Annotated in this window: 20 protein-coding genes; 6 read left to right on the plus strand and 14 right to left on the minus strand. The window is 73.1% G+C overall.

Annotated elements, in window-relative coordinates:
• Positions 1-24: 24 nt before the first annotated feature.
• The 7 genes from ACF1A5_RS19660 to ACF1A5_RS19690 all read right to left on the minus strand — a co-directional run bounded on the left by ACF1A5_RS19660 (position 25) and on the right by ACF1A5_RS19690 (position 11,446).
• Positions 25-1,185, minus strand: coding sequence for an acyl-CoA dehydrogenase family protein (locus tag ACF1A5_RS19660; RefSeq protein WP_392194131.1), 1,161 nt, complete (start codon positions 1,183-1,185; stop codon positions 25-27).
• Between the two features lie 78 nt (positions 1,186-1,263).
• Positions 1,264-3,105, minus strand: coding sequence for a biotin carboxylase N-terminal domain-containing protein (locus tag ACF1A5_RS19665; protein WP_392194132.1), 1,842 nt, complete (start codon positions 3,103-3,105; stop codon positions 1,264-1,266).
• Positions 3,106-3,113: 8 nt separating this feature from the next.
• Positions 3,114-4,712: an acyl-CoA carboxylase subunit beta gene (locus ACF1A5_RS19670; RefSeq protein WP_392194133.1), complete on the minus strand. Its 1,599-nt coding sequence runs from the start codon at positions 4,710-4,712 to the stop codon at positions 3,114-3,116.
• A complete protein-coding gene (locus ACF1A5_RS19675) occupies positions 4,709-6,403 on the minus strand; it encodes an acyclic terpene utilization AtuA family protein (RefSeq protein WP_392194134.1) in 1,695 nt (564 codons plus the stop codon). Before ACF1A5_RS19675 ends, ACF1A5_RS19670 begins: the two co-directional genes overlap by 4 nt.
• On the minus strand, positions 6,400-7,203 hold the full coding sequence (locus ACF1A5_RS19680; protein ID WP_392194135.1) for a TIGR03084 family metal-binding protein: 804 nt from the start codon (positions 7,201-7,203) through the stop codon (positions 6,400-6,402). Before ACF1A5_RS19680 ends, ACF1A5_RS19675 begins: the two co-directional genes overlap by 4 nt.
• A gap of 184 nt (positions 7,204-7,387) precedes the next feature.
• The gene (locus ACF1A5_RS19685; RefSeq protein ID WP_392194136.1) at positions 7,388-8,374 is read right to left on the minus strand and encodes a DMT family transporter; all 987 of its coding nucleotides are present in this window, start codon (positions 8,372-8,374) and stop codon (positions 7,388-7,390) included.
• A 189-nt stretch (positions 8,375-8,563) separates the two neighbouring features.
• Entirely contained in the window at positions 8,564-11,446 is a 2,883-nt protein-coding gene (locus ACF1A5_RS19690; protein ID WP_392194137.1) for an FAD-linked oxidase C-terminal domain-containing protein, read from the minus strand.
• A 212-nt stretch (positions 11,447-11,658) separates the two neighbouring features.
• Between ACF1A5_RS19690 and serC the strand changes: the two genes are divergently transcribed.
• On the plus strand, positions 11,659-12,777 hold the full coding sequence (gene serC, locus ACF1A5_RS19695; protein ID WP_392194138.1) for a phosphoserine transaminase: 1,119 nt from the start codon (positions 11,659-11,661) through the stop codon (positions 12,775-12,777).
• Positions 12,778-12,844: 67 nt separating this feature from the next.
• Here serC and ACF1A5_RS19700 read toward each other — a convergent pair whose 3' ends face one another.
• Positions 12,845-13,816 (minus strand): WD40 repeat domain-containing protein, encoded by a 972-nt coding sequence (locus tag ACF1A5_RS19700; RefSeq protein WP_392194139.1) that lies wholly within the window; start codon positions 13,814-13,816, stop codon positions 12,845-12,847.
• 97 nt (positions 13,817-13,913) lie between these two features.
• Here ACF1A5_RS19700 and ACF1A5_RS19705 point away from each other — a divergent pair, with 97 nt between their 5' ends.
• Together ACF1A5_RS19705 and ACF1A5_RS19710 are read left to right on the plus strand one after the other, a co-directional pair.
• Positions 13,914-14,591, plus strand: coding sequence for an SGNH/GDSL hydrolase family protein (locus ACF1A5_RS19705; protein WP_392194140.1), 678 nt, complete (start codon positions 13,914-13,916; stop codon positions 14,589-14,591).
• A gap of 218 nt (positions 14,592-14,809) precedes the next feature.
• On the plus strand, positions 14,810-15,802 hold the full coding sequence (locus tag ACF1A5_RS19710) for an aldo/keto reductase (RefSeq protein ID WP_392194141.1): 993 nt from the start codon (positions 14,810-14,812) through the stop codon (positions 15,800-15,802).
• 215 nt (positions 15,803-16,017) lie between these two features.
• Here ACF1A5_RS19710 and thpR read toward each other — a convergent pair whose 3' ends face one another.
• The 3 genes from thpR to ACF1A5_RS19725 form a co-directional block, all read right to left on the minus strand.
• Positions 16,018-16,590 (minus strand): RNA 2',3'-cyclic phosphodiesterase, encoded by a 573-nt coding sequence (gene thpR, locus ACF1A5_RS19715; protein WP_392194142.1) that lies wholly within the window; start codon positions 16,588-16,590, stop codon positions 16,018-16,020.
• Between the two features lie 137 nt (positions 16,591-16,727).
• Positions 16,728-18,092 (minus strand): MFS transporter, encoded by a 1,365-nt coding sequence (locus tag ACF1A5_RS19720; RefSeq protein WP_392194143.1) that lies wholly within the window; start codon positions 18,090-18,092, stop codon positions 16,728-16,730.
• A gap of 26 nt (positions 18,093-18,118) precedes the next feature.
• Entirely contained in the window at positions 18,119-18,556 is a 438-nt protein-coding gene (locus tag ACF1A5_RS19725) for a MarR family transcriptional regulator (RefSeq protein WP_356189020.1), read from the minus strand.
• A gap of 166 nt (positions 18,557-18,722) precedes the next feature.
• Between ACF1A5_RS19725 and ACF1A5_RS19730 the strand changes: the two genes are divergently transcribed.
• Positions 18,723-18,905, plus strand: coding sequence for a ribbon-helix-helix protein, CopG family (locus ACF1A5_RS19730; RefSeq protein WP_392194144.1), 183 nt, complete (start codon positions 18,723-18,725; stop codon positions 18,903-18,905).
• Between the two features lie 55 nt (positions 18,906-18,960).
• Here ACF1A5_RS19730 and ACF1A5_RS19735 read toward each other — a convergent pair whose 3' ends face one another.
• Positions 18,961-20,412 (minus strand): NCS2 family permease, encoded by a 1,452-nt coding sequence (locus tag ACF1A5_RS19735; RefSeq protein ID WP_392194145.1) that lies wholly within the window; start codon positions 20,410-20,412, stop codon positions 18,961-18,963.
• Positions 20,413-20,680: 268 nt separating this feature from the next.
• Between ACF1A5_RS19735 and ACF1A5_RS19740 the strand changes: the two genes are divergently transcribed.
• Together ACF1A5_RS19740 and ACF1A5_RS19745 are read left to right on the plus strand one after the other, a co-directional pair.
• Positions 20,681-20,968, plus strand: coding sequence for a DUF2530 domain-containing protein (locus ACF1A5_RS19740; RefSeq protein WP_392194146.1), 288 nt, complete (start codon positions 20,681-20,683; stop codon positions 20,966-20,968).
• A gap of 98 nt (positions 20,969-21,066) precedes the next feature.
• On the plus strand, positions 21,067-23,460 hold the full coding sequence (locus tag ACF1A5_RS19745) for an HAD-IC family P-type ATPase (protein ID WP_392194147.1): 2,394 nt from the start codon (positions 21,067-21,069) through the stop codon (positions 23,458-23,460).
• Between the two features lie 114 nt (positions 23,461-23,574).
• Here ACF1A5_RS19745 and ACF1A5_RS19750 read toward each other — a convergent pair whose 3' ends face one another.
• Together ACF1A5_RS19750 and ACF1A5_RS19755 are read right to left on the minus strand one after the other, a co-directional pair.
• Positions 23,575-24,438 carry a hypothetical protein gene (locus tag ACF1A5_RS19750; RefSeq protein ID WP_392194148.1) on the minus strand — a complete coding sequence of 288 codons (864 nt, stop codon included), beginning with the start codon at positions 24,436-24,438 and terminating at the stop codon, positions 23,575-23,577.
• Between the two features lie 257 nt (positions 24,439-24,695).
• The gene (locus ACF1A5_RS19755) at positions 24,696-25,577 is read right to left on the minus strand and encodes a calcium-binding protein (protein ID WP_392194149.1); all 882 of its coding nucleotides are present in this window, start codon (positions 25,575-25,577) and stop codon (positions 24,696-24,698) included.
• Between the last annotated feature and the right edge of the window lie 3 nt (positions 25,578-25,580).

Raw genomic sequence — 25,580 nt, forward strand, 5'->3', positions numbered from 1 at the left:
GGCTCGGGTACGGCCGGGTCCGGCTCAGTACGACTTGGGCAGGCCCAGGGTCTGGTGGGAGACGTAGTTGAGAATCATCTCCCGGCTCACCGGAGCAATACGGGCCACACGGGCGGCGGTTATCAACGAGGCGAGGCCGAATTCGCGGGTGAGCCCGTTGCCGCCGAGGGTGTGCACGGACTGGTCGACGGCCTTCACGCAGGCCTCCGCGGCCGCGTACTTGGCCATGTTGGCGGCCTCCCCGGCGCCGACGTCGTCGCCGGCGTCGTACAGGGCGGCGGCCTTCTGCATCATCAGGCGGGCGAGTTCGAGGTCGATGTGCGCCTGGGCGAGCGGGTGGGCGATGGCCTGGTGGGCGCCGATGGGGCTCTTCCAGACGCTGCGGTCGCGGGCGTACTCGACGGCCCGGCCGAGGGCGAAGCGGCCCATGCCGATCGCGAAGGCGGCGGTCATGATCCGCTCGGGGTTGAGTCCGGCGAAGAGCTGGAGCAGCCCGGCGTCCTCGTCACCGACGAGGGCGTCGGCGGGCAGCCGTACGTCGTCCAGGACGAGCTCGAACTGCTTCTCGGCGGCGTTGAGTTCCATGTCGATCGCCCGGCGCTGGAAGCCCTCGGCGTCGGGCGGGACGATGAACAGGCAGGGCTTGAGACGGCCGGTGCGGGCGTCCTCGGTGCGGCCGACGATGAGGACGGCGTCGGCGATGTCGACGCCGGAGATGAAGACCTTGCGGCCGGTGAGCAGCCAGTCGGCGCCGTCGCGGCGGGCGGTGGTGGTGATGCGGTGGGAGTTGGAGCCGGCGTCGGGTTCGGTGATGCCGAAGGCCATGGTGCGGGAGCCGTCGGCGAGGCCCGGCAGCCAGGCGCGCTTCTGCTCCTCGGTGCCGAAGCGGGCGATGACGGTGCCGCAGATGGCCGGGGAGACGACCAGCAGCAGGAGCGGGCAGCCGGCGGCGCCCAGTTCCTCCAGCACGATGGAGAGTTCGCTGACGCCGCCGCCTCCGCCGCCGTACTCCTCGGGGAGGTTGACGCCCAGGTAGCCGAGTTTGCCGGCGTCGGCCCACAGTTCGGTGGGCGGGTTGCCCTCGGCGACGGTGCGGGTGATGTATTCGCGGCCGTAGCGCCTGCCGAGGGCGGCCACCGCGGATCGGAGTGCCTTGTGTTCTTCGGATTCGATGACGGGGTTCATGTCTTCTCCCGAGTGCGAGTGGTCCGTGGTCGGTCGCGCTCACGCGGCGGAGCCGCATGTCGATACAGCCCCGCGCCCCTAGGTCTCCTGCACCACCGCCAGCAACGTCCCCGGCTCCACCTGCAGGCCGGGGGTGGCGTGCAGGGCCGTCAGGGTTCCGGTGACCGGTGCCGTGATCCGGTGTTCCATCTTCATCGCCTCCAGCCAGAGCAGGGGCTGTCCGGCCTGGACGGCGGATCCGGTGGTCAGGCCGTCGGCGACGCGGACGACGGTGCCGGGCATGGGGGCGAGCAGCGAGCCGGGCGCGCGCTGGTCGGCGGGGTCGGGGAAACGGGGCAGGGCGGTGAGGGTGGTGGCGCCGACGTGGACCTGGTCGCCGTACCGGGCGACGTGGAAGGTCCGCTGCACGCCGTCCACTTCGAGGACCACCCGGTGGGGGCCCGCGTGCACGACGCGGACGCCGTCGGCGGTGAGGCCGTGGCGGGTGTGCCGGTAGCGGACCTCGTGCTCCTCGCCGGCCATGGCGTACCGCTTGACCTGCGGCTCGGCGGGCAGGTTGCGCCAGCCGCCGAAGCGGGAGCGGCCGTGGGCGTCGGCGAGGGCGGCCGCGAGCGGGGCGTGGGGGTCGGGGGCGGGTGTGGTGAGGGCGGTGAGGTGGCGGTCGTAGAAGCCGGTGTCCATGCGGCCGTCCGTGAACTCCTCGTGCCGCAGGGAGCGCACGAGCAGGTCCCGGTTGGTGACCGGGCCGTGGATCGCGGCCCGCTCCAGCGCGCCGGCGAGCTTGCGGACCGCCTCCGCGCGGGTGGGGGCGTGCGCGACGGCCTTGGCGAGCATCGGGTCGTAGTGGACGCCGATCGTGTCGCCGTCGCCGTACCCGGTGTCCAGGCGGATGCCGTCGGGCACGGCGAGGCGGTGCAGGGTGCCGGTCTGCGGGGTCCAGTCGCGGGCGGGGTCCTCGGCGTAGAGGCGGGCCTCGACGGCGTGGCCGCGCGGGCGGGGCGGCTCGGTGTCGAGGGCGTGGCCCTCCGCGACGCGGATCTGCAGGGCGACCAGATCGATGCCGAACACGGCCTCGGTGACGGGGTGTTCGACCTGGAGGCGGGTGTTCATCTCCAGGAAGTGCGCGGTGTCGCCGGAGACCAGGAACTCGACGGTGCCGGCGCCGACGTAGTCGACGGCGCGGGCGGCCCGTACGGCGCTCCGGTGCAGCTCCTGTTCGAGGCGCGGGGAGAGGCCGGGTGCGGGGGCCTCCTCGATCACCTTCTGGTGGCGCCGCTGGAGGGAGCAGTCGCGGGTGCCGAGCGCCCACACCGTCCCGTGGGTGTCGGCGAGGACCTGCACCTCGACGTGCCGGCCGCCCTCCACGTAGGGCTCGACGAAGACCTCGCCGTCGCCGAACGCGCTCGCCGCCTCGGCGCGGGCGGCGGCCCGTTCGGCGTCCAGGTCGGCCAGGCGCCGCACGATCCGCATCCCGCGCCCGCCGCCGCCCGCGGCCGCCTTCACCAGCACGGGCAGGTCGGCGTCGGTGACGTGCTCCAGCGGGCGCAGGCCCATCAGCTCCTTGGCCCGGGTCTTGGACGCCATCGCCTCGACGGCCTCGGGCGGCGGACCGATCCAGACCAGGCCGGCGTCCTGGACGGCGCGGGCGAAGTCGGCGTTCTCGGAGAGGAAGCCGTAGCCCGGGTGCACGGCGTCCGCGCCCGCGGCGATCGCCGCCTTCACGATCAGGTCGCCGCGCAGGTACGTCTCGGCGGGCGCCGCGCCCGGCAGCCGTACGGCGGCGTCGGCCAGGCGCGTGTGGAGGGCGCCGTCGTCGGGATCGGAGTGCACGGCGACCGTGCGGATGCCGAGTTCACGGCAGGTGCGGAAGACCCGGCAGGCGATCTCGCCCCGGTTGGCGACGAGCAGAGTCGAAATCACGTGGTCCCTCACATCCGGAAGACGCCGAAGCCGCCGCGCGCGCCCTGGTAGGGGGCGGTGTGCAGGGCGGACAGGCACAGGCCGAGGACGGTGCGGGTGTCGCGCGGGTCGATGACGCCGTCGTCGTACAGCCGCCCGGACAGGAACATCGGCAGCGACTCGGACTCGATCTGCTGCTCCACCATGGCGCGCAGCGCCGCGTCCGCGTCGTCGTCGTACGGCTGTCCCTTCGCGGCCGCGGACTGGCGGGCCACGATGGACAGGACGCCGGCGAGCTGCTGCGGGCCCATGACGGCGGACTTGGCGCTGGGCCAGGCGAACAGGAAGCGCGGGTCGTAGGCCCGGCCGCACATGCCGTAGTGCCCCGCGCCGTACGACGCGCCCATGAGCACCGACAGGTGCGGCACCTTCGAGTTGGCGACCGCGTTGATCATCATGGCGCCGTGCTTGATGATGCCGCCCTGCTCGTACTCCCGGCCGACCATGTAGCCGGTGGTGTTGTGCAGGAACAGCAGCGGGATGTCGCGCTGGTTGGCGAGCTGGATGAACTGGGCGGCCTTCTGCGACTCCTCGCTGAACAGCACCCCCCGCGCGTTGGCGAGGACGCCGACCGGATAGCCGTGCAGGGTGGCCCAGCCGGTGGCGAGGCTGGTGCCGTACAGCGGTTTGAACTCGTCGAAGTCGGAGGCGTCGACGATCCGGGCGATCACCTCGCGCGGGTCGAAGGGGATCTTCAGGTCGCCCGGGACGATGCCGAGCAGCTCCTCCGGGTCGTACTTCGGCGGGGCCGCCGGGCCCGGATCCGGGTACGCCTTGCGGTGGTTGAGGCGGGCGACCACGCGCCGGGCCTGGCGCAGCGCGTCCGGCTCGTCCACGGCGAAGTGGTCCGCGAGCCCCGACACGCGCGCGTGCATCTCCGCGCCGCCCAGCGACTCGTCGTCGCTCTCCTCGCCGGTCGCCATCTTCACCAGCGGCGGGCCGCCGAGGAACACCTTCGCGCGCTCCTTGACCATGATGACGTGGTCGGACATGCCGGGGACGTAGGCGCCGCCCGCGGTGGAGTTGCCGAAGACGACGGCGACGGTGGGGATGCCGGCGGCCGAAAGCCTGGTCAGATCCCGGAAGATGGCGCCGCCGGGGATGAAGATCTCCTTCTGGGAGGGCAGGTCCGCCCCGCCCGACTCCACCAGGCTGATGCAGGGCAGCCGGTTGGCGAGCGCGATGTCGTTGGCGCGCAGCGCCTTCTTCAGGCTCCACGGGTTGCTGGCGCCGCCGCGCACGGTCGGGTCGTTGGCGGTGATCAGGCACTCCACGCCCTCGACGACGCCGATCCCGGTGACGAGCGAGCCGCCGACGGCGTAGTCGCTGCCCCAGGCGGCGAGCGGCGACAGCTCCAGGAACGGGGTGTCGGGGTCGAGGAGCAGCTCGATCCGTTCGCGGGCGAGCAGCTTGCCGCGGCCCCGGTGCCGTTCGACGTACTTGGGGCCGCCGCCCGCGAGGGCCTTGGCGTGCTCGGCGTCGAGGTCGGCGAGCCGGGCGAGCATGGTCTCGCGGTGGGCCTGGTAGTCCGGGGCGCCGGTGTCCAGGGCGGAGGAGAGGACGGTCACAGCAGGGCCTCCGGGATGTCCAGGTGGCGGGAGCGCAGCCATTCACCAAGGGCCTTGGCCTGCGGGTCGAAGCGGTGCCGGGCGGCGACGCCCTCGCCGAGGACGCCCTCGACGACGAAGTTGAGGGCGCGCAGGCGGGGCAGGACGTGCCGGGTGACGGGCAGGTCGCGGCTCTCGGGGATCAGCTCCCGGAACCGGTCGGCCGTCAGCTCGTGGGCGAGCCACCGCCAGGCGTCCTCACCGCGCGCCCACACGCCGACGTTGGCGTCGCCGCCCTTGTCGCCGCTGCGGGCTCCGGCGACGAGGCCGAGCGGGGCGCGCCGGGTGGGGCCGGTGGGCAGCGGGTCCGGCAGGGGCGGTTCGGGCACGTCGTCGAGGGCGCGGGCCCCGGGGGCCGGGGGCACGGGGACGCGCCGGCCGTCGTGGAGGACGGCCACGTGCGCCACGGCGTCCTGGGGCACCCGGGCGGACTCGAACACGCCGTAGGGCGCGCCCTTCCCGGGCGGGGCCAGCAGGTGGAAGCCGGGGTAGCTGGCCAGCGCGAGTTCCACCGCGGCCCCGCTCAGGGCGCGCCCCACGGCCTCCTGGCCCGGGTCCCGGACGACGAGCCGGAGCAGGGCGCCGGCCGTCTCCTCGGTCGGCGCGTCGGGCCGGTCGGTGCGCACCAGCTCCCAGCGCACCTCGGCGGGCCGCGCCTTCGCGGCGTCGAGGGCGTCCTCCATCTGGCGCCGCACCAGGGCGGCCTTGCGCTCGACGTCCAGCCCGGTGAGGACGAAGGTCATCTCGTTGCGGAAGCCGCCGAGACGGTTGAGGCCGGCCTTGAGGGTGGGTGGCGGGGCCTCACCGCGCACGCCCTCGACACGGACCCGGTCGGGGCCGTCCTGGCCGAGCCGTACGGTGTCCAGCCGGGCCGTGACGTCGGGTCCCGCGTACCGGGCGCCGCCCGTCTCGTAGAGCAGCTGGGCGGTGACCGTGCCGACGTCCACGACGCCGCCGGTGCCGGGGTGCTTGGTGATGACGCTGCTGCCGTCCTCGTGGAGCTCGGCGAGCGGGAAGCCGGGGCGGCGCAGCCGTTCGGGGGCGTGGTCGGTGAAGAAGGCGTAGTTGCCGCCGGTGGCCTGGGCGCCGCACTCCAGCACGTGCCCGGCGACGACGGCGCCCGCGAGCCGGTCGTACTCCTCCGGCCGCCAGCCGAAGTGCGCGGCGGCGGGCCCGGTGACGAGGGCCGCGTCCGTCACCCGGCCGGTGACGACGACGTCCGCGCCCTCGCGCAGGCAGGCGGCGATGCCGAACCCGCCGAGGTAGGCGTGGGCGGCGAGGCTGCCGGGGAACGCCGTGGTGAGGTCGTCGCCCTCGACGTGGGCGACCCGGGCCGGGATGCCGAGCCGGCCGGCCAGCTCCCGTACCGCCTCGGCGAGTCCGGCCGGGTTGAGGCCTCCGGCGTTGGTGACGATGCGGACCGACCGCTCGTGCGCGAGCCCGAGGCACTCCTCCAACTGCCGCAGGAAGGTGCGGGCGTACCCGGCGGCGGGGTCCTTGAGCCGGTCCCGGCCCAGGATGAGCATGGTCAGCTCGGCGAGGTAGTCGCCGGTGACGACGTCGAGTTCACCGCCGGTGAGCATCTCGCGCAGGGCGTCGAAGCGGTCGCCGTAGAACCCGGAGGCGTTGCCGATGCGCAGGGGCGCGGTCACGGCCGGGCTCCCCCGGCGCTCCCCGGCTTCCGCCCGGCACCGGGCGGGCCCGCGAAGGCCTGGGCGATGTCGAGCCAGCGGTCGGCGGCCGGTCCTTCGGCACGCAGGGCCAGGTCGGAGCGGTGGGCGCGCTGGGTGACCAGGAGGCAGAAGTCGAGGGCGGGCCCGGTGACGCGCTGGGGGGCGTCCTCGGGGCCGTACGTCCACAGGCCGCCGGAGGGGGCGGTCAGTTCGACGCGGAACGGCCCGGCGGGCACGTCGAGTCCGTGGATCCCGAAGGCGAAGTCCCGGGTGCGCACCCCGAGCCGGGCCACGTGCCGGAGCCGGTCGGAGGGCGGGCGGGCCACGCCCAGCGCGGCGCCGATGTCCAGGCCGTGGGCCCAGGTCTCCATCAGCCGGGCGGTGGCCATGGAGGCGGCCGCCATGGGCGGCCCGTACCAGGGGAAACGGGCGCCGGGCGGCGCGGCGCGCAGCGCCCTGTCCAGGGCCGCCCGGCCGTCCCGCCAGCGCGCCAGCAGCTCGGCGGGCGCGAGCCGGGCCGCCTCCTCGGCGCCCTCGTCGACGAAGGAGTGGGGTGCGGCGAGCGCCTTCTCCACCAGGGCGTGGAAGCCGTCCTGGTCCGTGACGGCGAGCAGGGCCGAGTGGTCGGTCCAGGCGAGGTGGCCGATCTGGTGGGCGACGGTCCAGCCGGGGGCGGGGGTGGCGAGCGCCCACTCCTGCGGGCTCAACCCGCCGACGATCCGGTCGAGCTCCTCGCTCTCCTCGCGCAGGTCGTCGATCACGGGCGTCGGGTCGGACACGGTGACGCTCCCCTCGGGGCACGGCGGTGTGCGGCGATGTGGTGAGGAGCATGGCAGCGCGCAGAGAAACAATCAAGCATGCTTGCATGAATTTAGGCCGCGCCCCCGCGCCGGCACCCGGACGGCGTCCCGCATCGGGAACGGACCGTCCGCGCCCTCCGTCACTGCCCCACGCGCCCTCGCGTCACTGCCCCGACGCGGCCTCGGGCCCCGGACCGGCTCCCGGCCCGCTGCCCGGGGCCCCGCCCCGCCGCCGCACCTGCGTACGCACCGCCCCCATGCTCGCGGCGACGACCAGGGTGACGGCGAGGGCCTGCGGGACGGACAGGGACTGGCCGAGGACCAGGAAGCCGGCGGTGGCGGCGATGGCCGGTTCCAGGCTCATGAGGATCGCGAAGGTGGGGGCGGGCAGCCGGCGCAGCGCGAGGAGTTCGAGGGTGTACGGCAGCACGGAGGACAGCAGCGCCACCCCCGCGCCCAGCGCGAAGGTCACCGGGTCGGCGAGCCTGGCCCCCGACTCCGCGATGCCCAGCGGCAGGAAGACCAGCGCCCCGACCGCCATCGCCAGGGCCAGCCCGTCCGCATGCGGGAAGCGGCGGCCGGTGCGGGCGCTGAAGACGATGTACGCCGCCCACATGGCGCCCGCGCCCAGCGCGAAGGCGACACCGGCGAGGTCGAGGCCGCCGAAGTCCCCGCCGCCGAGCAGGAAGACCCCGGCCAGCGCGAGCGCGGCCCAGACGAGATTGACGGCGCGGCGCGAGGCCAGCACGGACAGGGCGAGCGGGCCGAGGACCTCGAGGGTGACGGCGGGGCCGAGCGGGATGCGGTCGAGCGCCTGGTAGAAGAGGCCGTTCATCGCGGCCATGGTGACGCCGAAGACGACGACCGTGCCCCAGTCGGTGCGCGAGTGGCCGCGCAGCCGGGGCCGGCAGACCAGCAGCAGCACGACGGCGGCCACCAGCAGCCGCAGCGCCACGACGCCCAGCGCACCCGCGCGCGGCATCAGCGTCACGGCCAGGGCGCCGCCGAACTGCACCGAGACGCCCCCGGCCAGGACCAGCCCGACGGGACCGAGGGAGCCCCGCCGGTGCGGCGCGCCGGCCCCCGCGGAGGAGGTGGCCGGGGTCGACGAGGAGGGGGCGGCGGCACGAGGGGTGCTGGGGATGCTCACAGGGCGGTCCAGGGGGCTGAGCTCGGACATTCGTTCATCGCGATGTACTACCAAGTCCAGAGTAATGGACCCGGTCAGGCGTGTGAACCCTTTACACTGCTGTACCGATCACCGCGGGCCACGAGACCGGCCGGACCCGGGCCGGCGGCTCCGCATCCGTCGGCGGCCGGTACCCCGTCCGGGAGGAGGTCAGGCCTCCTCCCCGTCCAGGGCCTCCGCCAGCACCTCCGCCAGATGCCGTCCGCGCACCCCCGCCAGCTGTTCCAGCTGGGTCCGGCAGGAGAAGCCGTCGGCCAGGACCACCGCCGCCCCCGGGGCCCGCCGCACCGAGGGCAGCAGCTGCTCCTCCGCGCAGGCCCGGGACACCTCCCAGTGGCCCCGCTCGAAGCCGAAGTTCCCGGCGAGGCCGCAGCAGCCGCCGGACAGCTCGCCGGTCAGGCCCGCCGCGGCGCGCAGCCGCCGGTCGGCCGCGTCACCGAGCACCGCGTGCTGGTGGCAGTGGGTCTGCCCGGCGACCGGGCGGTCCAGCCGGGGTGGCCGCCAGCCGGGCGCGTGGCGTTCCAGGGTCTCGGCGAAGGTGAGCACCCGGTCGGCCAGCCGCCGCGCCCGCGGGTCGTCGTGCAGCAGCTCCGGCAGGTCCGTGCGCAGGGTGGCGGCGCAGCTCGGCTCCAGCACGACGACGGGGGCGCCGGTCTCCAGCACCGGCGCCATCAGGTCGAGGGTGCGGACCAGCACCGTACGGGCCCGGTCGAGCTGACCGGTCGACACGAAGGTGAGCCCGCAGCAGACGCGGCCCCGGCCGCGCAGCAGAGCCACCGGGTCGAGGACCGCCGACCTGCCGTCGCCCACCGGGGGACGGCGCAGCCGCAGCGTCGGCGGCAGCGCCACCCGCAGCCCCGCCGCCTCCAGCACGCGTACGGCCGCCCGGCCCACGGACGGCGACAGGTGCTCGGTGAAGGTGTCGGGCCACAGGACGACCAGCTCGCCGGGGCCCGAGACCGCGTTCCGGCGCCGCCCGCGCCACCACCGGGTGAACGGCTCCCGGGCGAGCCGCGGGAGGTCCCGCTCCGGGGTGATCCCGCCGAGCCGTTTGGCCACCGCCGCCAGCGGCCGCACCGAGGCGAGCGCGTCGAGGACCGGCGCCGCGCGGAGACGGGCCGTCCAGCGCAGCCACACCGGGAGCCCGCCCATCACGTAGTGGGCGGCCGGGCGGCGCCGCCCGGCGTAGTGGTGGTGCAGGAACTCCGCCTTGTAGGTGGCCATGTCGACGCCGACCGGGCAGTCCGAGCGGCAGCCCTTGCACGACAGGCACAGGTCGAGCGCGTCGCGCACCTCCGGCGACCGCCAGCCGCCGGTCACCAGCTCGCCCGCGAGCATCTCGTGCAGCAGCCGGGCCCGCCCGCGTGTGGAGTGCTCCTCCTCACCCGTCGCCCGGAAGGACGGGCACATCACGGCGGGCCCGGACACCTCCGTCGTACGGCACTTGGCGACGCCGACGCAGCGGCGCACCGCCGCCCGGAAGTCGCCGCCGTCGGCCGGGTAGCCGAAGGCCACGTCGACGGGCTCGCGCGGCAGCACGGAGAAGCGCAGGCCGGAGTCGAGCGGCGCCGGGCGCACCAGCATCCCGGGATTGAGCAGGTCGTCGGGGTCCCAGACGGCCTTGGCCCGCTCGAAGAGGGCGACCGTCTCGTCGCCGTACATCACCGGCAGCAGCTCCGCCCGCGCCTGCCCGTCGCCGTGCTCCCCGGAGAGCGAGCCGCCGTGCGCCACCACCAGCTCGGCCAGCTCCCGCGAGAACCGCCGGAAGCGGCCGACCCCTTCCCCGGTCAGCAGGTCGAAGTCGATACGGACGTGGACGCAGCCGTCGCCGAAGTGCCCGTACGGCGCGCCGCGCAGCCCGTGCGCGGCCAGCAGCTCCCGGAAGTCCCGCAGATAGGCGCCCAGCCGGGTCGGCGGGACCGCGCAGTCCTCCCAGCCCGGCCACGCCTCCGAGCCGTCCGGCATCCGGGTGGCCGTGCCGCTCGCGTCCTCCCGGACGCGCCACAGCGCCCGCTGCGCCGCCTCGTCCGTCACCACCAGCGCGTCCACGGCGTCGGCCGCGCGCACGATCGCCTCCGCCCGCGCACGGGTCTCGGCCACCGAGCGGCCGCCGGTCTCCACGAACAGCCAGGCGCCGCCCCGGGGCAGCGCGGTCGCGTCCGGGACCAGGTCGCGCGCCATCCCCTCCACCGTGAGCGGCCGGTACGGCCGCAGCCCGGCCGCCGCGTCGGCGGCGGCGCTCTCGTCGGCGTACCCCAGGACCGCGAGCGCCCGCGCCCGGGGCGCCTCGACCAGCCCGACCACCGCCTCCGTCAGCACGCCCAGCGTGCCCTCCGAACCGCAGAAGGAGCGGGCGACGTCCGCGCCCCGCTCGGGCAGCAGGGCGTCCAGCGCGTAGCCGGAGATACGGCGGGGCAGGTCCGGGAACCCGGTCCGCAGCCGGGCCAGCTCCCCCTCGACCAGCTCCCGCAGCCCGTCCGGGGCCCCGGCCCAGCCGGGCCCGGGCCGCAGCCGCCGCCCGCGCGCGGTGACCACCGACAGCTCCCGCACGTGGTCCGCCGTCGTCCCCCAGGCCACCGAGTGCGCCCCGCAGGAGTTGTTGCCGATCATCCCGCCGAGCGTGCACCTGCCGTGCGTGGACGGGTCGGGGCCGAAGCGCAGGCCGTGCGGCGCGGCGGCCTCCTGGAGCCGGTCGAGCACCAGCCCCGGCTGCACGACGGCGGTCCGCGCCTCCGGGTCGATCCCCAGCACCCGGTTCATGTGCCGGGTGAAGTCCAGGACCACGCCCGTCCCGGTGGCCTGGCCCGCGATCGACGTGCCGCCGCCGCGCGCCACCACCGGCACCCCGCGGCCCCGGCACACCTCCAGCACGGCCGCCACGTCGTCGGCGTCCCGCGGCGCCACCACGCCCAGCGGGACCCGCCGGTAGTTGGACGCGTCCATGGTGACCAGGGCCCGGTCCGTGACCCCGAACCCCACCTCCCCCCGGACGACCTCGCGCAACTCCGCTCGCAGACCCGGTACATCCGTCATGGCTCCAGGATGCCCACGCGCACCGGCGGCCCACGCGCGCCCCGCCCGCCCCCGCTGCATCGGCCGTCCCCGAGCACCGCCGTCGCCCACGCACCGCCGTCCTCGGCGGCCCGTCAACGTCGTAGGTCCCCACAAGCCCAAGGGCTGAAGGAGTCGTCTCATCGAACGGACACGGTTCCGTCCGGTTTCACCGAAGAGATACCCTCCGGCACGTGGCTGAGATCCGGATTCCCTCTGACATCAAGCCCGCGGACGGACGTTTCGGCGCGGGTCCCTCCAAGGTGCGGACGGAGGCGCTGGACGCCCTCGCCGCCACGGGAACGTCCCTCATGGGCACCTCCCACCGCCAGGCACCGGTCAAGAACCTGGTCGGCAAGGTGCGCGAGGGCATCCGCGACCTGTTCTCCCTGCCGGACGGCTACGAGGTGATCCTCGGCAACGGCGGGTCCACCGCGTTCTGGGACATCGCGACCCACGGCCTGATCGAGAACAAGTCGCAGCACCTCACCTTCGGCGAGTTCAGCTCCAAGTTCGCCAAGGCCGCCAAGCTCGCCCCCTGGCTGGCCGAACCGACGGTCGTCGCCGCCGACCCCGGCACGCACCCGGAGGCCGTGGCCGAGGCGGGCGTCGACGTCTACGCCTTCACCCACAACGAGACCTCGACCGGTGTCGCCATGCCGATCAGGCGCGTGGCCGGGGCAGACGACGGCGCCCTGGTGCTGGTCGACGCCACCTCCGGCGCCGGCGGCCTGCCGGTCGACGTCGCCGAGACGGACGTCTACTACTTCGCCCCGCAGAAGTCCTTCGCCTCGGACGGCGGCCTGTGGATCGGCGTCTTCTCCCCGGCGGCGATCGAGCGCGCCGAGCGCGTGCACGCCTCCGGCCGCCATGTGCCGGAGTTCTTCAGCCTGCCGACGGCGATCGACAACTCCCGCAAGAACCAGACGTACAACACCCCCGCCCTCGCCACCCTCTTCCTGCTCAACGAGCAGCTGGAGTGGCTCAACGGCCAGGGCGGCCTGGCCTGGTCCACGGCCCGCACCAAGGACTCCTCGACCCGCCTGTACGGCTGGGCGGAGGAGAGCAAGTACGCGACCCCGTTCGTCGCCGACCCGGCCAAGCGCTCCCAGGTCATCGGCACGATCGACTTCGCCGACGAGATCGACGCGGCGGCCGTCGCCAAGGCGCTGCGCGCCAACGGCGTCGTCGACACCGAGCCGTACCGCAAGCTCGGCCGCAACCAGCTCCGCGTCGCGATGTTCCCGGCGATCGACCCGGCGGACGTCGAGGCGCTCACGAAGTGCGTCGACTACGTGATCGAGAAGCTGTAGCCCACGGCCCACTGCCCACCGTGAGGGGGGCGCCCGGCGAGAGCGGGCGCCCCCCTCCGCCGTCCGCTCAGCGGCGGCGGCGCAGGCGGCTCAGCGCGAAGACGGCGGCCGCCGCGACGGCCACGGCGACGGCGCCGGCCTTCAGGCCGCTGTCCGCACCGGCGCCGCCGGAGCCCCCGGCGGCCGAACCGCCGTTCGTCGAGGGCGACTTGTCCGAGCCTCCGCCCGGCGCGTCCTTCGCCTGCACGGGGCTGTTCTCGCCCTCGCTGCCGTAGAGCAGCTTGCTGCCGTCGGCGCTGTAGGTGACCGACTCCCCCTGACTCTGGAGCGGCACGTCCAGTTGGCCCTCGCGCCTGACCCGCCCGCCGTCGAAGGCGTAGAGGATGCCGCCGAAGTAGCCGCGCACGGCGAGGCTTTGGCCGTCGGGCGAGAGGGCGGCGTCGGTGGCCCACAGGTCGACGGGGGCGACGGGCCTGAAGACGTTGGCCTTGGAGGGGGAGAGCCGGGCGGGCCCCTCGTACAGGTGGCCGCCGTTCTCCTTCTTGTCGATGAGGTACACGCGCCCCGTCCTCGGGTGCACGACGAGCGACTCGGCGTCCCGGGGGCCGTCCGCGTACTTCACGACGTACTGCGTGGCCCGGATCGTCTGGTCCCTGAGCTCCTTCGGCTCGGGCAGCCGGTAGATCCACACATAGGGCCAGGTCCCGCCGAGGTTGTCGCCGATGTCCCCGACGTAGATCTGGTTCCCCGGTCCGATCGAGACGGCCTCCACGTCGCGCGGCCTGCCGACGCCGCTGAGGGTGACGGTGGCGACGGTCCGGCCGGTCCGCCCGTCCACGGCGTAGAGGTACGGGCCGTCGTCACTGTCGTTGTGGGTCCAGTAGACGCCCGGGTGCAGGCGTGAGGCCGCGAGGCCGCTGGACTCCTTGATCCGCGGATCCCTGATCGTGAAGCCGCCGTCGCCGTCGGCGGCGGACGCGGGCAGGGCGGACGCACCCGCGAGAAGGACTCCGGCGAGGAGGGCGAGGGGTCGGCGCATGGGCCAAGCCTGCCATCCGGCACGGCCGTTCACCGGCGTGGTGGGCCTCACACCCCACCGGGGCCCGTGCCGGACCGTGATCGTCCATCATGAGCGGATGCTCAGGTTCATGCCCGTCGGTGACTCCATGACGATCGGAAGCGCGGGCGAACACACATGGCGGTACCGGCTGTGGCAGCACCTGTGCGCCACCTACGGCGGCCCGTTCACCCTCGTCGGCCCGCGCGAGACGCTGTACGACAAGACGGCGGACGCGCCGACGTCGTACCTGTACGCCGACCCGGAGTTCCCCCGCCGCCATCTGGCGGGCTGGGGCGAGGGCTGGATGCACATGGCGCCGCTGATCGGCGGGGAGGTGCGCGCCTGCCGGGCGGACGTGCTGCTCGTCTCCCTCGGCCTGATCGACCTGGGCTTCTACACGAACGCCGAGCAGACCGCGGAGAACGCGCGGGCCTTCGTCGCCGGGGCCCGCCGGGCGAACCCGCGCATCCGCATGGTGCTGCTCCCGGTGATCCCGAACGTGCGGGCCGCGTCGGACCCGCCCTTCGCCGAGCAGGTGGCCCGCTTCAACGAACTCCTGGCGAAGACGGTCGCGGACCTCGACGAACCCCGCTCCCCGCTGCTCCTGGCCTCCCCGCCGGCCTCCTACGACATCCACACCGACACCTACGACGGCACCCACCCGAACGCGCAGGGCGAACACCGCCTGGCCCAGGCCTTCGCGGACGCGATGCACCAGGCGTGGGGATGGGGCGACGCGTACGGGGACGACTGAGCCGGGGCGACTCCTGCTCCTGGCTGTACTCGTCCGTGAGACAGCCGGGGAGGAGCGCCACGACGACCGTCCTCGAAGACGGGATCGAGATGGCCGCCGCCAACACCAGGCGTCCGGACGAGTGGTTCGAGCGTCTCGAGCGCATGCCCGCCCCGCGAGACTGACCGGCCCCGGCTCCCCTTGCATGGAGCGCACTCCAGGACGTTGGCTGGGGGACCATGGAGTACACGCAGCTCGGACGCACAGGACTCAAGGTCGGCAGGCTCGTTCTCGGGACCATGAACTTCGGTCCGCAGACCGACGAGGCGGACAGTCACGCGATCATGGACGCGGCGCTGGACGCCGGCATCAACTTCTTCGACACCGCCAACGTCTACGGCTGGGGCGAGAACAAGGGCCGTACCGAATCGATCATCGGCAACTGGTTCGCCCAGGGCGGTGACCGGCGGGACAAGGTGGTCCTAGCCACCAAGGTGTACGCGAACATGGGCGCGGACGGCACCGCCTGGCCCAACCACGACAAGCTCTCCGCGCTCAACATCCGGCGGGCCGTCGACGCCAGCCTCAAGCGGCTGCGCACGGACCACATCGACGTCTACCAGTTCCACCACATCGACCGCGACACCCCCTTCGAGGAGATCTGGCAGGCCGTCGACGTCCTCGTCCAGCAGGGGAAGATCCTCTACGTCGGCTCCTCCAACTTCCCCGGCTACAAGATCGCCCAGGCCAACGAGATCGCCGCCCGCCGCCACCTCACCATCGGCCTGGTCAGCGAGCAGTGCCTCTACAACCTCGCCGAGCGCCGCGCCGAGATGGAGGTCATCCCGGCCGCCCAGGACTACGGGCTCGGGGTCATCCCCTGGTCGCCCCTGCACGGGGGCCTGCTGGGCGGTGTGCTCAAGAAGGAGCACGAGGGCGGCCGGCGCGCCTCCGGACGCGCCGCCGAGACCCTGGCCGACCCCTCCGCGCGCGCCAGGATCCAGGCGTACGAGGACCTGCTCGACAAGCACGGCCTGGAGCCCGGCGAGGTCGCGCTGGCCTGGCTGCTGACCCGGCCGGGCGTGACCGGCCCGATCGTCGGCCCGCGCACCGCCGAGCAGCTCGCCTCCGCGCTGCGGGCGGCGGAGCTGGAGCTGTCGGAGGAGCTGCTGGCCTCGCTGGACGAGATCTTCCCGGGGCCGGGGCCGTCCCCGGAGGCCTTCGCCTGGTGACGGCCGTCCGCGTCACGCGCCGAGGCACGTCCGGGCGTCTCCCTCGCTGAGGCACATCCGGGTCGGTCCGGGTGTGCCCCTCGCCGGGGCACGTCCGGGCCGCCGCGCCCGGCGTTCACCTGCCGAGCGCGGCGGCCACGGCGACGACGGCGAACATCAGCACGAGCGCACCGGCCATGATCCGGTTCCGGGTCTTCGGGTCCACGTAGTCGAGGTTAACCGGCCCCGCCGAGCGGCCAGCGGGCGACCGGTTCGTACCGGGGCTGCTCGCCGGGCACCCCGGACGTCGGCAGATGGCTGCGGAACATGATGATCTCGTCCACGGTCCACCGGCGGCTGCCCAAGGCGCCCAGGGCCTCCACGTGTGGCCGGACGTCCACCGCGGCCCGGCTGCGCGCGACGGTCAGGTGGGCCTTGTAGGGGCGGTGCTCCCCCATCGGCAGGCCCGCCTTGCGCGCCGCCGCCTCCGAGCGGTCGGCAAGCAGCCGCAGGGTCGCCAGGTCGCCCTCCGCCCCGGCCCACAGCGCCCGGCCCCGCCCGAACTGCCCGCCGCCGCGCAGGGCCAGCGGGAACGGCTCGGTGCGCCGGGCCGCGCGCTCCAGCCGGGCCGACAGCTCCGCTACGAGCTCCTCGTCGACCTCGCCGTAGAAGGCGAGCGTGAAGTGCCAGGCGGGGCGGCCGGTCCAGCGCAGATCCGCGGCGCCGGGCAGCCTCCGCAACCCGGCGACCGCGCGATCGACCTCGCGGAGAACGTCCTCCGGCGGCAGCACGGCGGCGAAGAGCCTCATGCCACCAGTGTCGCTCTGCCCGTCCGTGCGCGCGGGCGTGCCCTGGTGACCGCCGACACCCCTGTCGGCCCGGTCCTCGGGACCGAGGAGTTGCCCCGGGACTGGACCGGCCCCCGGCGGGGCCGGGGGGCGGGGGCCTACGCCGGCGCCGGCTCCTCCCGGCACTCGCGGGGTACGAAGCGGACGTGCGGGTGGCCGCCCCGCCAGCCGACCGACAGGCGCAGGCCGCCCACCCGGGCGAGCAGCAGGCCGACGGTGACGGCCGCGGCGACCGAGACCACGCCGCCGAGGACGAAGCCGATACGGGGACCGTAGACGTCGGTGACCCAGCCGACGACCGGCGCGCCCAGCGGCGTACCGCCCATGAAGACCATCATGAACAGGGCCATCACCCGCCCGCGCATGGCCGGGTCGGTGGCCATCTGGACCGCGGTGTTCGCGGTGACGTTGACCGTCAGGCCGAAGATCCCGATCGGGATCATCAGCAGCGCGAAGGGCCAGTACGACGGGGTCAGCGCGGCCACGATCTCCAGCGTGCCGAAGGCGGCCGCCGCGGCGATCAGCACCCGCAGCCGGGCCGTGCCGCGCCGGGCGGCGAGCAGCGCGCCGACCAGCGAGCCGACCGCCATCAGCGTGTTGAAGAGGCTGTAGGCGCCTGCCCCGGCGTGGAAGACGTCGTCGGCGTAGGCGGACAGCCAGACCGGGAAGTTGAAGCCGAAGGTGCCGATGAAGCCGACCAGGACGATCGGCCAGATCAGCTCAGGCCGCCCGGCGACATGGCGCAGGCCCTCCCGGAGCTGGCCCTTGCCGCGCGGGGCGCGCTCTACGACGTGCAGCTCGCGGGCGCGCATCAGCAGCAGGCCGGCGATGGGCGCGACGAAGGACAGGCCGTTGAGGAGGAACGCCCAGCCGGTGCCGACGCCGGTGATCAGGACGCCCGCGACGGCGGGACCCACCAGGCGGGCGGACTGGAAGTTGGCCGAGTTCAGGCTGACCGCGTTCTGCAGCTGCTTCGGGCCGACCATCTCGGAGACGAAGGACTGGCGGGCCGGGTTGTCGACGACCGTGGCGAGGCCGACGGCGAACGCGGCGAGGTAGACGTGCCAGACCTGGACGTGGCCGGTGAGGGTGAGGGCGGCGAGCGCGAGGCCGGTGGCGGCCATCGCGGACTGGGTGACCAGCAGCGCGGGGCGCTTGGGCAGACGGTCGACCAGGACACCGCCGTAGAGGCCGAAGAGGAGCATCGGCAGGAACTGCAGGGCCGTCGTGACGCCGACGGCCGCGGAGGAGCCGGTGAGGCCGAGCACCAGCCAGTCCTGGGCGATGCGCTGCATCCAGGTGCCGGTGTTGGAGACGACCTGGCCGACGAAGAAGAGGCGGTAGTTCCGGATCCTCAGTGAGCTGAACATCGAGGACTTCGCGGAGGTGCCGCTGCGGGGGGTGGGCGGGGAGTAGTGGGCGGCTGGTGCGGGGGCGGAGTCTGCTCCGGATCCCGTACTCAAAAGGGTCGCCTCCTCGATCGGCGTGCTTACAGGTGCGCGAGCTTCTCCAGTACGGGGGCGGCGGCGCGCAGTTTCGCCCACTCGTCCTCGTCGAGGCCGTCGACCAGGCCGGCCAGGAAGGCGTTCCGCTTGCGGCGGCTCTCCTCGAGCATGGTCTCGGCCTGCTCGGTCCTGGTGACGACCTTCTGGCGCCGGTCCTCGGGATGCGGCTCCAGACGGACCAGGCCCTTGGCCTCCAGCAGCGCCACGATGCGGGTCATCGACGGCGGCTGGACGTGCTCCTTGCGGGCGAGCTCGCCCGGGGTGGCGCTGCCGCAGTTGGACAGGGTGCCCAGCACCGACATCTCGGTGGGGCTGAGCGACTCGTCGACGCGCTGATGCTTGAGCCGACGGGACAACCGCATCACGGCGGAGCGCAGGGCGTTCACGGCGGCAGCGTCGTCGCCATGGGTAAGGTCCGGCATGTTCTTTAGCGTAACTCATTACCCTGACTAAAGACCAACGGGGACGCATCCCCATGCCCGTGAGCCCGGCCACTGCGGGGGCGGATCGCCCATAGATCACCCATACGGGTGATCCCGGCGCGGAACGTGACACGTCGCGCGGAAGCGTGCGGCGACCCTCGTTGGCATGGGGACCAGCGTGCTCAGCCTGCGTATGGACCGTGAGCTGCTCGAACGGCTCCGGTGCCACGCCGCGAAAAGGGGAATGAGCGTCCAGGACTATGTCGTCCGAACGCTCATTCGCGATGACTTCGACCAGCGGTTCCAGACCGCCGTCGAGGAGACGGAGAAGTTCTACGGGGTCACGTGAGCGCGGGCGCGCCGGGTGCGCGGGCGCGGGCCTCGCGTGACCCCGTCGGGCGGGATCAGGTCAGGCCCAGGGCCGGCATCAGGTAGTAGAAGGCGAAGACCGCTGCCACCACGTACATCGCCGCCGGGACCTCGCGGCCGCGGCCGACCGCCAGGCGCAGCACCGCGAAGGTGATGAAGCCCATGCCGATGCCGTTGGTGATCGAGTAGGTGAACGGCATCATCACCATGGTGACGAAGGCCGGGACGGCGATCGTGAAGTCCGCCCAGTCGATGTCCTTGACCGAGCCCGCCAGGATCAGGAAGCCGACCGCGAGCAGGGCCGGGGTGGCCGCCTGGGACGGGACCATCGTGGCGATGGGGGTCAGGAAGAGCGCCACGGCGAACAGCGCGCCGGTGATCACGTTGGCGAAACCGGTGCGGGCGCCCTCGCCGACGCCGGCCGTGGACTCCACGAAGCAGGTGGTGGCCGAGGAGGAGCTGGCGCCGCCCGCCGCGACGGCGATGCCGTCGACGAAGAGGACCTTGTTGATGCCGGGCATCTGGCCCTGCGCGTCCGTGAGCTTGGCCTCGTCGCTGACGCCCATGATCGTGCCCATCGCGTCGAAGAAGCACGACAGCAGCACGGTGAAGACGAAGAGGATGCCGGTCAGCAGGCCGACCTGGGAGAAGCCGCCGAAGAGGCTGACCTTGCCGATCAGGCCGAAGTCGGGGGTGGAGACCGGGTTGCCGGGCCACTTCGGGGTGGTCAGGCCCCAGGAGGGCACCTTGACGAGGGCGTCGACGACCATCGCGAGCACCGTCATGGCGACGATCGAGATGAGGATCGCGCCGGGCACCTTGCGGATGATCAGGGCGAGGGTGAGCAGCGCGCCCAGGATGAAGATCAGGACCGGCCAGCCGGTGAGGTGACCGTCGGCGCCGAGCTGGAGCGGGACGGTGGTGTGGGCGGCGTCCGGGATGCGGGAGACGAAGCCGGAGTCGACCAGGCCGATCAGCATGATGAACAGGCCGATGCCGATGGCGATGCCCTTGCGCAGGCCGAGCGGCACCGCGTTCATGACCCGCTCGCGCAGGCCGGTGGCGACCAGCAGCATGACGACGAAGCCGGCGAGCACGACCATGCCCATGGCGTCGGGCCACGACATCCGCGGGGCGAGCTGGAGGGCGACGACCGTGTTCACGCCGAGGCCGGCGGCCAGGGCGATCGGGACGTTGCCGATGACGCCCATGAGGAGCGTGGTGAACGCGGCGGTCACGGCGGTGGCGGTGACCAGCTGGCCGTTGTCGAGCTGATGCCCGTACATGTCCTTCGCGCTGCCGAGGATGATCGGGTTCAGCACGATGATGTACGCCATCGCGAAGAAGGTGGCGAAACCGCCGCGGATCTCGCGGGACAGCGTGCTGCCCCGTTCGGAGATCTTGAAGTAGCGGTCGAGAGCGCCGTAGGCGGGCGGCGTGCCCGGCTGCTCGGGAGCGGGAGCCTTGGCGGTGGCCGAGGTGGACATGCGGGTGACCTCAGGGGTGCGGGGGGTACGGGGGTACCGGGGCCGGAAACATGATCGAGTCTCGCCGCCTTCGGGTCACCAGCAGGTCTCCCCCAGGGCTCTGTTGGTGTTTCCTACGAACAGAAGTGGCCAGACTCAGACTGTTTCAGTATGAACATATAAACGCCAAAAGGCCATCTCCGCGCGTAGACCCCTGGCGGGCAAGGGATCCGAAACGATCACCGACGGCCGCGAGGAGCCGCGGCACGGGGGCCGTAAGCTGAGGGCCATGGCGAAGTGGACCCCCAAGCACGAGGCGCCGGAGCCCCTGGAGGGCCCCGTGATAGCCACCATCATCGGCGGCACGATCGTGTGGTTCGTCCTCTTCCTGGTCCAGCTCCCCTTCTACGGCCGGCTCGAGGACCACGGCCGCGCCTGGTGGGTCTGGACCTGCCTGGCCGGCGCCGGCCTCGGCCTCATCGGCATCTGGTACGTCCGCGGGCGCGACGCCGCGCTCCGTCGGGCGGCGGACTCGCCCGCGCCCGAGTCGGAGCAGCAGCCGACGTCCGCGGAGTGACGCCCCGGGTCCACCCGCCGTACGACGCCTCCTCCCCAGGTCGGATCTTCCGCCCACTCGGCGGGTGAAGCCGTACAACCGCACGTACCGTCGAAGGCATGACGCACATCGACGCGGGCGCCGGGCCGGCCGAGGCGCACCCCGTGCGCGCGCCGGTGCGGGCGGGCGGGCTGACCGCCGCCGAGGTCGCGGAGCGCGTCGCGCGCGGGCAGGTCAACGACGTACCGGTGCGCAGCAGCCGTTCCCTGCCCGAGATCGTCCGTGCGAACGTCCTCACCCGGTTCAACGCGATCATCGGTGTGCTCTGGCTGATCATGCTGTTCGTCGCGCCGATCCAGGACAGCCTCTTCGGCTTCGTGATCCTCGCCAACACCGGGATCGGCATCGTCCAGGAGTGGCGGGCGAAGCAGACCCTCGACTCGCTGGCCGTGATCGGGGAGGCGCGGCCCACCGTCCGGCGGGACGGCGCCGCCGCCGAGGTCGGCACCGGCGAGATCGTCCTCGACGACCTGCTGGAAGTCGGGCCGGGCGACAAGATCGTCGTCGACGGCGTCTGCGTCGAGGCCGACGGTCTCGAGATCGACGAGTCGCTGCTCACCGGCGAGGCCGACCCGGTGCTCAAGCGGCCCGGTGCCACCGTCATGTCGGGCAGCTTCGTCGTCGCCGGCGGCGGCGCCTACCAGGCGGCCAAGGTCGGCCGCGAGGCCTACGCCGCCCAGCTCGCCGAGGAGGCCTCCCGCTTCACCCTCGTCCACTCCGAGCTGCGCACCGGGATCTCCACCATCCTCAAGTACGTCACGTGGATGATGGTCCCGACCGCGATCGGCCTGGTCGTCAGCCAGCTCGTGGTGAAGCACAGCGACCTCAAGAGCTCCGTCGCCCGGACCGTCGGCGGGATCGTGCCCATGGTCCCGGAGGGGCTGGTGCTCCTCACCTCCGTCGCCTTCGCCATCGGCGTCATCCGGCTGGGCCGCAGGCAGTGCCTGGTCCAGGAGCTGCCCGCCATCGAGGGCCTCGCCCGCGTCGACACGGTGTGCCTGGACAAGACCGGCACCCTCACCGAGGGCGGCATGGACGTCGGCGAGCTCAGGGCCCTGGACGGCTACGACGAGGCGTACGTCCGACAAGTGCTCGGCGCCCTCGGCGAGTCCGACCCGCGCCCGAACGCCTCCCTGCGGGCGATCATCGACGCCTACCCGGACAGCGAGGAGTGGCGCTGCGTGGAGTCGCTGCCCTTCTCCTCCGCCCGCAAGTACAGCGGCGCCACCTTCAGCGAGGGCGACGGGCAGGCGAGCACGTGGCTGCTCGGCGCCCCCGACGTACTGCTGCCCGAGGGCTCCCCCGCCCTCGCCGAGACCGGACGGCTGAACGAGCGGGGCCTGCGGGTGCTGCTGCTCGCCCGTGCGGGCGGCGACCTCGACGACCCCGGCATCACGCGGTCCGTCACGCCCGCCGCCCTGGTCGTGCTGGAGCAGCGGCTGCGTCCCGACGCCGCCGGGACGCTCGGCTACTTCACCGCGCAGAACGTGCGCGCCAAGGTCATCTCCGGCGACAACGCGGTCTCCGTCGGCGCGGTCGCCGCGAAGGTCGGTCTCACCGGCTCCGCCGTCGACGCGCGCCGGCTGCCCGCGGACCGCGACGGCATGGCGCGGGCGCTGGAGGAGGGCACGGTGTTCGGGCGGGTCACCCCGCGGCAGAAGCGGGACATGGTGGCAGCTCTGCAGTCGCGGGGGCACACGGTCGCGATGACCGGCGACGGCGTGAACGACGTGCTCGCGCTGAAGGACGCCGACATCGGCGTGTCGATGGGCTCGGGGTCCGAGGCCACCCGGGCCGTGGCGCAGATCGTGCTGCTGGACAACAGCTTCGCCGGCCTGCCGTCCGTGGTCGCCGAGGGGCGCCGGGTCATCGGCAACATCACCCGGGTCGCGACCCTGTTCCTGGTGAAGACGGTCTACTCGGTGCTGCTGGCCCTCCTGGTCACCGCCTGGCAGGTGGAGTACCCGTTCCTGCCCCGGCACCTGACCCTGCTGTCCACCCTCACCATCGGCGTCCCGGCCTTCTTCCTCGCGCTGGCCCCCAACACGGAGCGGGCCCGCCCGCACTTCGTCCGGCGGGTCATGCGCTACGCGGTGCCGGGCGGGGTGGTGGCCGCCGTGGCGACCTTCGCCGCCTATCTCGTCGCCCGGCACCACTACACCGGGCCGGGCTCCCTGGAGGCGGAGACCAGCGCGGCGACGCTGACGCTCTTCCTGGTCTCGATGTGGGTGCTGGCGATCATCGCCCGGCCGTACACCTGGTGGCGGATCGCGCTGGTGGCGGCCATGGGGGCCGCGTTCCTGTGTGTGCTCGTCGTTCCCGGGCTCCAGCGCTTCTTCGCGCTGGAGCTGGTGGGGACGACGCTGCCGTGGGTCGCGGTGGGCATCGCCGCGGTGGCGGCGGCCGCCCTGGAACTGCTGTGGAAGTGGGTCGGCCGCCGCTTCCCCGCCTAAGGGCCTCCTAAGGGCCTCTCTTTCGGATCTTGCCGGGGTCGCGGGGTCTGGCACCTCGGAAGGCACCGTTGCCCGAGCCGGCCCGAGCCGAAGGAAAGGCCCCAGCGGAGTTGCTTACTGCACGTCGACGTAGTCGCCGGTGGCGTTGACCGCCGGGGTGGTCGAGGTGCCGGCGAAGCTGAAGCGCCAGTAGCCGTCGTAGTTGGCGGTGGTGGTGGTCTTCACGTTGCCGTAGGAGTCGGAGTACACCGTCTTGACGGTGGTGTACGTGGTCGTGCCCGCCTTGCGGAACTGGAGCTTGACCGGCTGGTTGGTGTAGCCGTGGTACAGGCCGTCCTCCCAGTTGGCGCGGGAGAGCTTGCCGGTCGCGGTCAGGGTCTTGCCCTTGGCGACGGGCTCCGGGCCGGCGTTGACGGTCAGCTTGGAGTAGCGCTGGACCTTGGTGCTGCCCAGGCCGCCCTGGACTGTCTCGTCGTTGGTGCTGTACTGCACGGCCAGCGCGCCGGCCGACCAGGTGCCGGCGTCGGAGTTGAGCAGGTCGCCGTCGGCGGGGCGGATGTCGACGAGTCCCTTGCAGGACGCGGTCGTCGACGAGGTGGCGGTGCAGGTCGCCGGGGCGTCGCCGAACAGCACGTTGACCGCGGTGTCGGGCGAGGAGCCCTTGTAGATGAAGGGGCCGTTGTCGAAGTCGTCGCCGTTGAGCTGGTAGCCCGGCCCGAAGGTCATCGTGTACGTGACCGTGGCGGAGACGTGGTTGGTCGTGCCGACCTTGATCGCGGAGGCGATCTTCAGGTTCGAGAAGGTGACGTCCAGGTCCGCGGCGGTCCCGGCGGTGTAGGCGGACTTGCCGGAGGCCGAAACTGCCTTCTCGGCCTGCGCCTTGTAGGACGGGGCGTCGGTGGCGTGCGCGGCGGGCACGGCGAAGGCGGCGAGGGCCAGGGCGCCGGAGACGGCGGCCACGGTGGCTCGAATACGCATGCGTTCCCCAGTGGGAGAAGGGGCCCGGCCGCAGGTCGTTCCTTACGGCTCGTCTTCGGCGGCGCGGGGCCCAAAGGATCTTGAAGTCTGTTGACTCACGCGATCAGATCCGCGACCGGCCGAAAAGGTTGTGGCGGGCGCTCACGATTTTGTCGCCCGCGGCCCAACGCTTGACGTGCTCATTACGCGACGCACCGCCGCCCCCACAGGTCGGGAGCGGCGGTGCGGGTCTTTCGGGAACGACGCGGCGCCGGGGACTACTTCACGTCGACGAAGTCACCCGTGGCGTTGACCGCCGGGGTGGTCGTGGTGCCCGCGAAGCTGTAGCGGTAGTAACCGTCGGCGCTCGCGGTGGTGGTGGTCTTCAGGTTGCCGTACGAGTCCGACTTGATGGTCTTCAGCGTGGTGTAGGTGCTGGAGCCCGACTTGCGGTACTGCAGCTTCACGTACTGGTTGGCGTAGCCGTGGTACTGCAGGTCGTCCCAGTTGGCGCGGGACAGCTTGCCGGTGACCGTGATGGTCTTGCCCTTGTAGACGGGCTCCGGCGAGGCGTTGACGGTCAGCTTGGAGTAGCGCTGGACCCGGGCGGTCTTGTAGGCGTCCTTGATGACGTAGTCGCCGTCGTTGCCGGCGGCGCCCACCCACACCTTCCAGGTGCCGGCCAGGATGTTGCTGTAGATGTTGTCCAGCGGGTCGGCGACCATCGTGACCTTGCAGGTCGAGGTGGTCGCGTTGACGGCGGTGCAGGAGCCGACCTGGTCGTTGTCGATGGTGGTCGGCTCGATCACGCCGTCGATGTTGTCCATGTCCGGGCCGTGCCACAGGACGGGGAAGGCGTCGTAGATCCCGTTGGGGTCGGTCGCCGTCACCGAGACGGTGAAGGTCTTCTTCGCCGAGACGCCGACGACGATGTCCTTGCCGGCGTTGACGGAGACGCTCGTGATCTGGGTGTCACCCAGGGTCTCGTCCGCCGGGGCGTCGGCCACGGACGGCGCGGCCTTGAAGCCCGTCGAGCTCTTGGTGAGCGTCGGGATGTGCGCGGCCAGGTTCCCCCGGCCGTCCGCCTGCGCGGCCGGAACAGCGAGGGCGGTGAGGGCCAGAGCGCCGGTCACGACGGCGACAGAGGCACGAATGCGCATGTG

The organism is Streptomyces sp. NPDC014864, from assembly GCF_043081525.1.
Lineage (GTDB): Bacteria > Actinomycetota > Actinomycetes > Streptomycetales > Streptomycetaceae > Streptomyces.

What these genes read in the sequence shown, in the direction of transcription:
- ACF1A5_RS19660 (WP_392194131.1), bottom strand. Translation starts at nt 1,185, where the DNA reads ATGAACCCCGTCATCGAATCCGAAGAACACAAGGCACTCCGATCCGCG.
- ACF1A5_RS19690 (WP_392194137.1), bottom strand. Translation starts at nt 11,446, where the DNA reads ATGACGGATGTACCGGGTCTGCGAGCGGAGTTGCGCGAGGTCGTCCGG.
- ACF1A5_RS19700 (WP_392194139.1), bottom strand. Translation starts at nt 13,816, where the DNA reads ATGCGCCGACCCCTCGCCCTCCTCGCCGGAGTCCTTCTCGCGGGTGCG.
- ACF1A5_RS19705 (WP_392194140.1), top strand. Translation starts at nt 13,914, where the DNA reads ATGCTCAGGTTCATGCCCGTCGGTGACTCCATGACGATCGGAAGCGCG.
- ACF1A5_RS19710 (WP_392194141.1), top strand. Translation starts at nt 14,810, where the DNA reads ATGGAGTACACGCAGCTCGGACGCACAGGACTCAAGGTCGGCAGGCTC.
- thpR (WP_392194142.1), bottom strand. Translation starts at nt 16,590, where the DNA reads ATGAGGCTCTTCGCCGCCGTGCTGCCGCCGGAGGACGTTCTCCGCGAG.
- ACF1A5_RS19725 (WP_356189020.1), bottom strand. Translation starts at nt 18,556, where the DNA reads ATGCCGGACCTTACCCATGGCGACGACGCTGCCGCCGTGAACGCCCTG.
- ACF1A5_RS19730 (WP_392194144.1), top strand. Translation starts at nt 18,723, where the DNA reads ATGGGGACCAGCGTGCTCAGCCTGCGTATGGACCGTGAGCTGCTCGAA.
- ACF1A5_RS19735 (WP_392194145.1), bottom strand. Translation starts at nt 20,412, where the DNA reads ATGTCCACCTCGGCCACCGCCAAGGCTCCCGCTCCCGAGCAGCCGGGC.
- ACF1A5_RS19740 (WP_392194146.1), top strand. Translation starts at nt 20,681, where the DNA reads ATGGCGAAGTGGACCCCCAAGCACGAGGCGCCGGAGCCCCTGGAGGGC.
- ACF1A5_RS19745 (WP_392194147.1), top strand. Translation starts at nt 21,067, where the DNA reads ATGACGCACATCGACGCGGGCGCCGGGCCGGCCGAGGCGCACCCCGTG.
- ACF1A5_RS19750 (WP_392194148.1), bottom strand. Translation starts at nt 24,438, where the DNA reads ATGCGTATTCGAGCCACCGTGGCCGCCGTCTCCGGCGCCCTGGCCCTC.
- ACF1A5_RS19755 (WP_392194149.1), bottom strand. Translation starts at nt 25,577, where the DNA reads ATGCGCATTCGTGCCTCTGTCGCCGTCGTGACCGGCGCTCTGGCCCTC.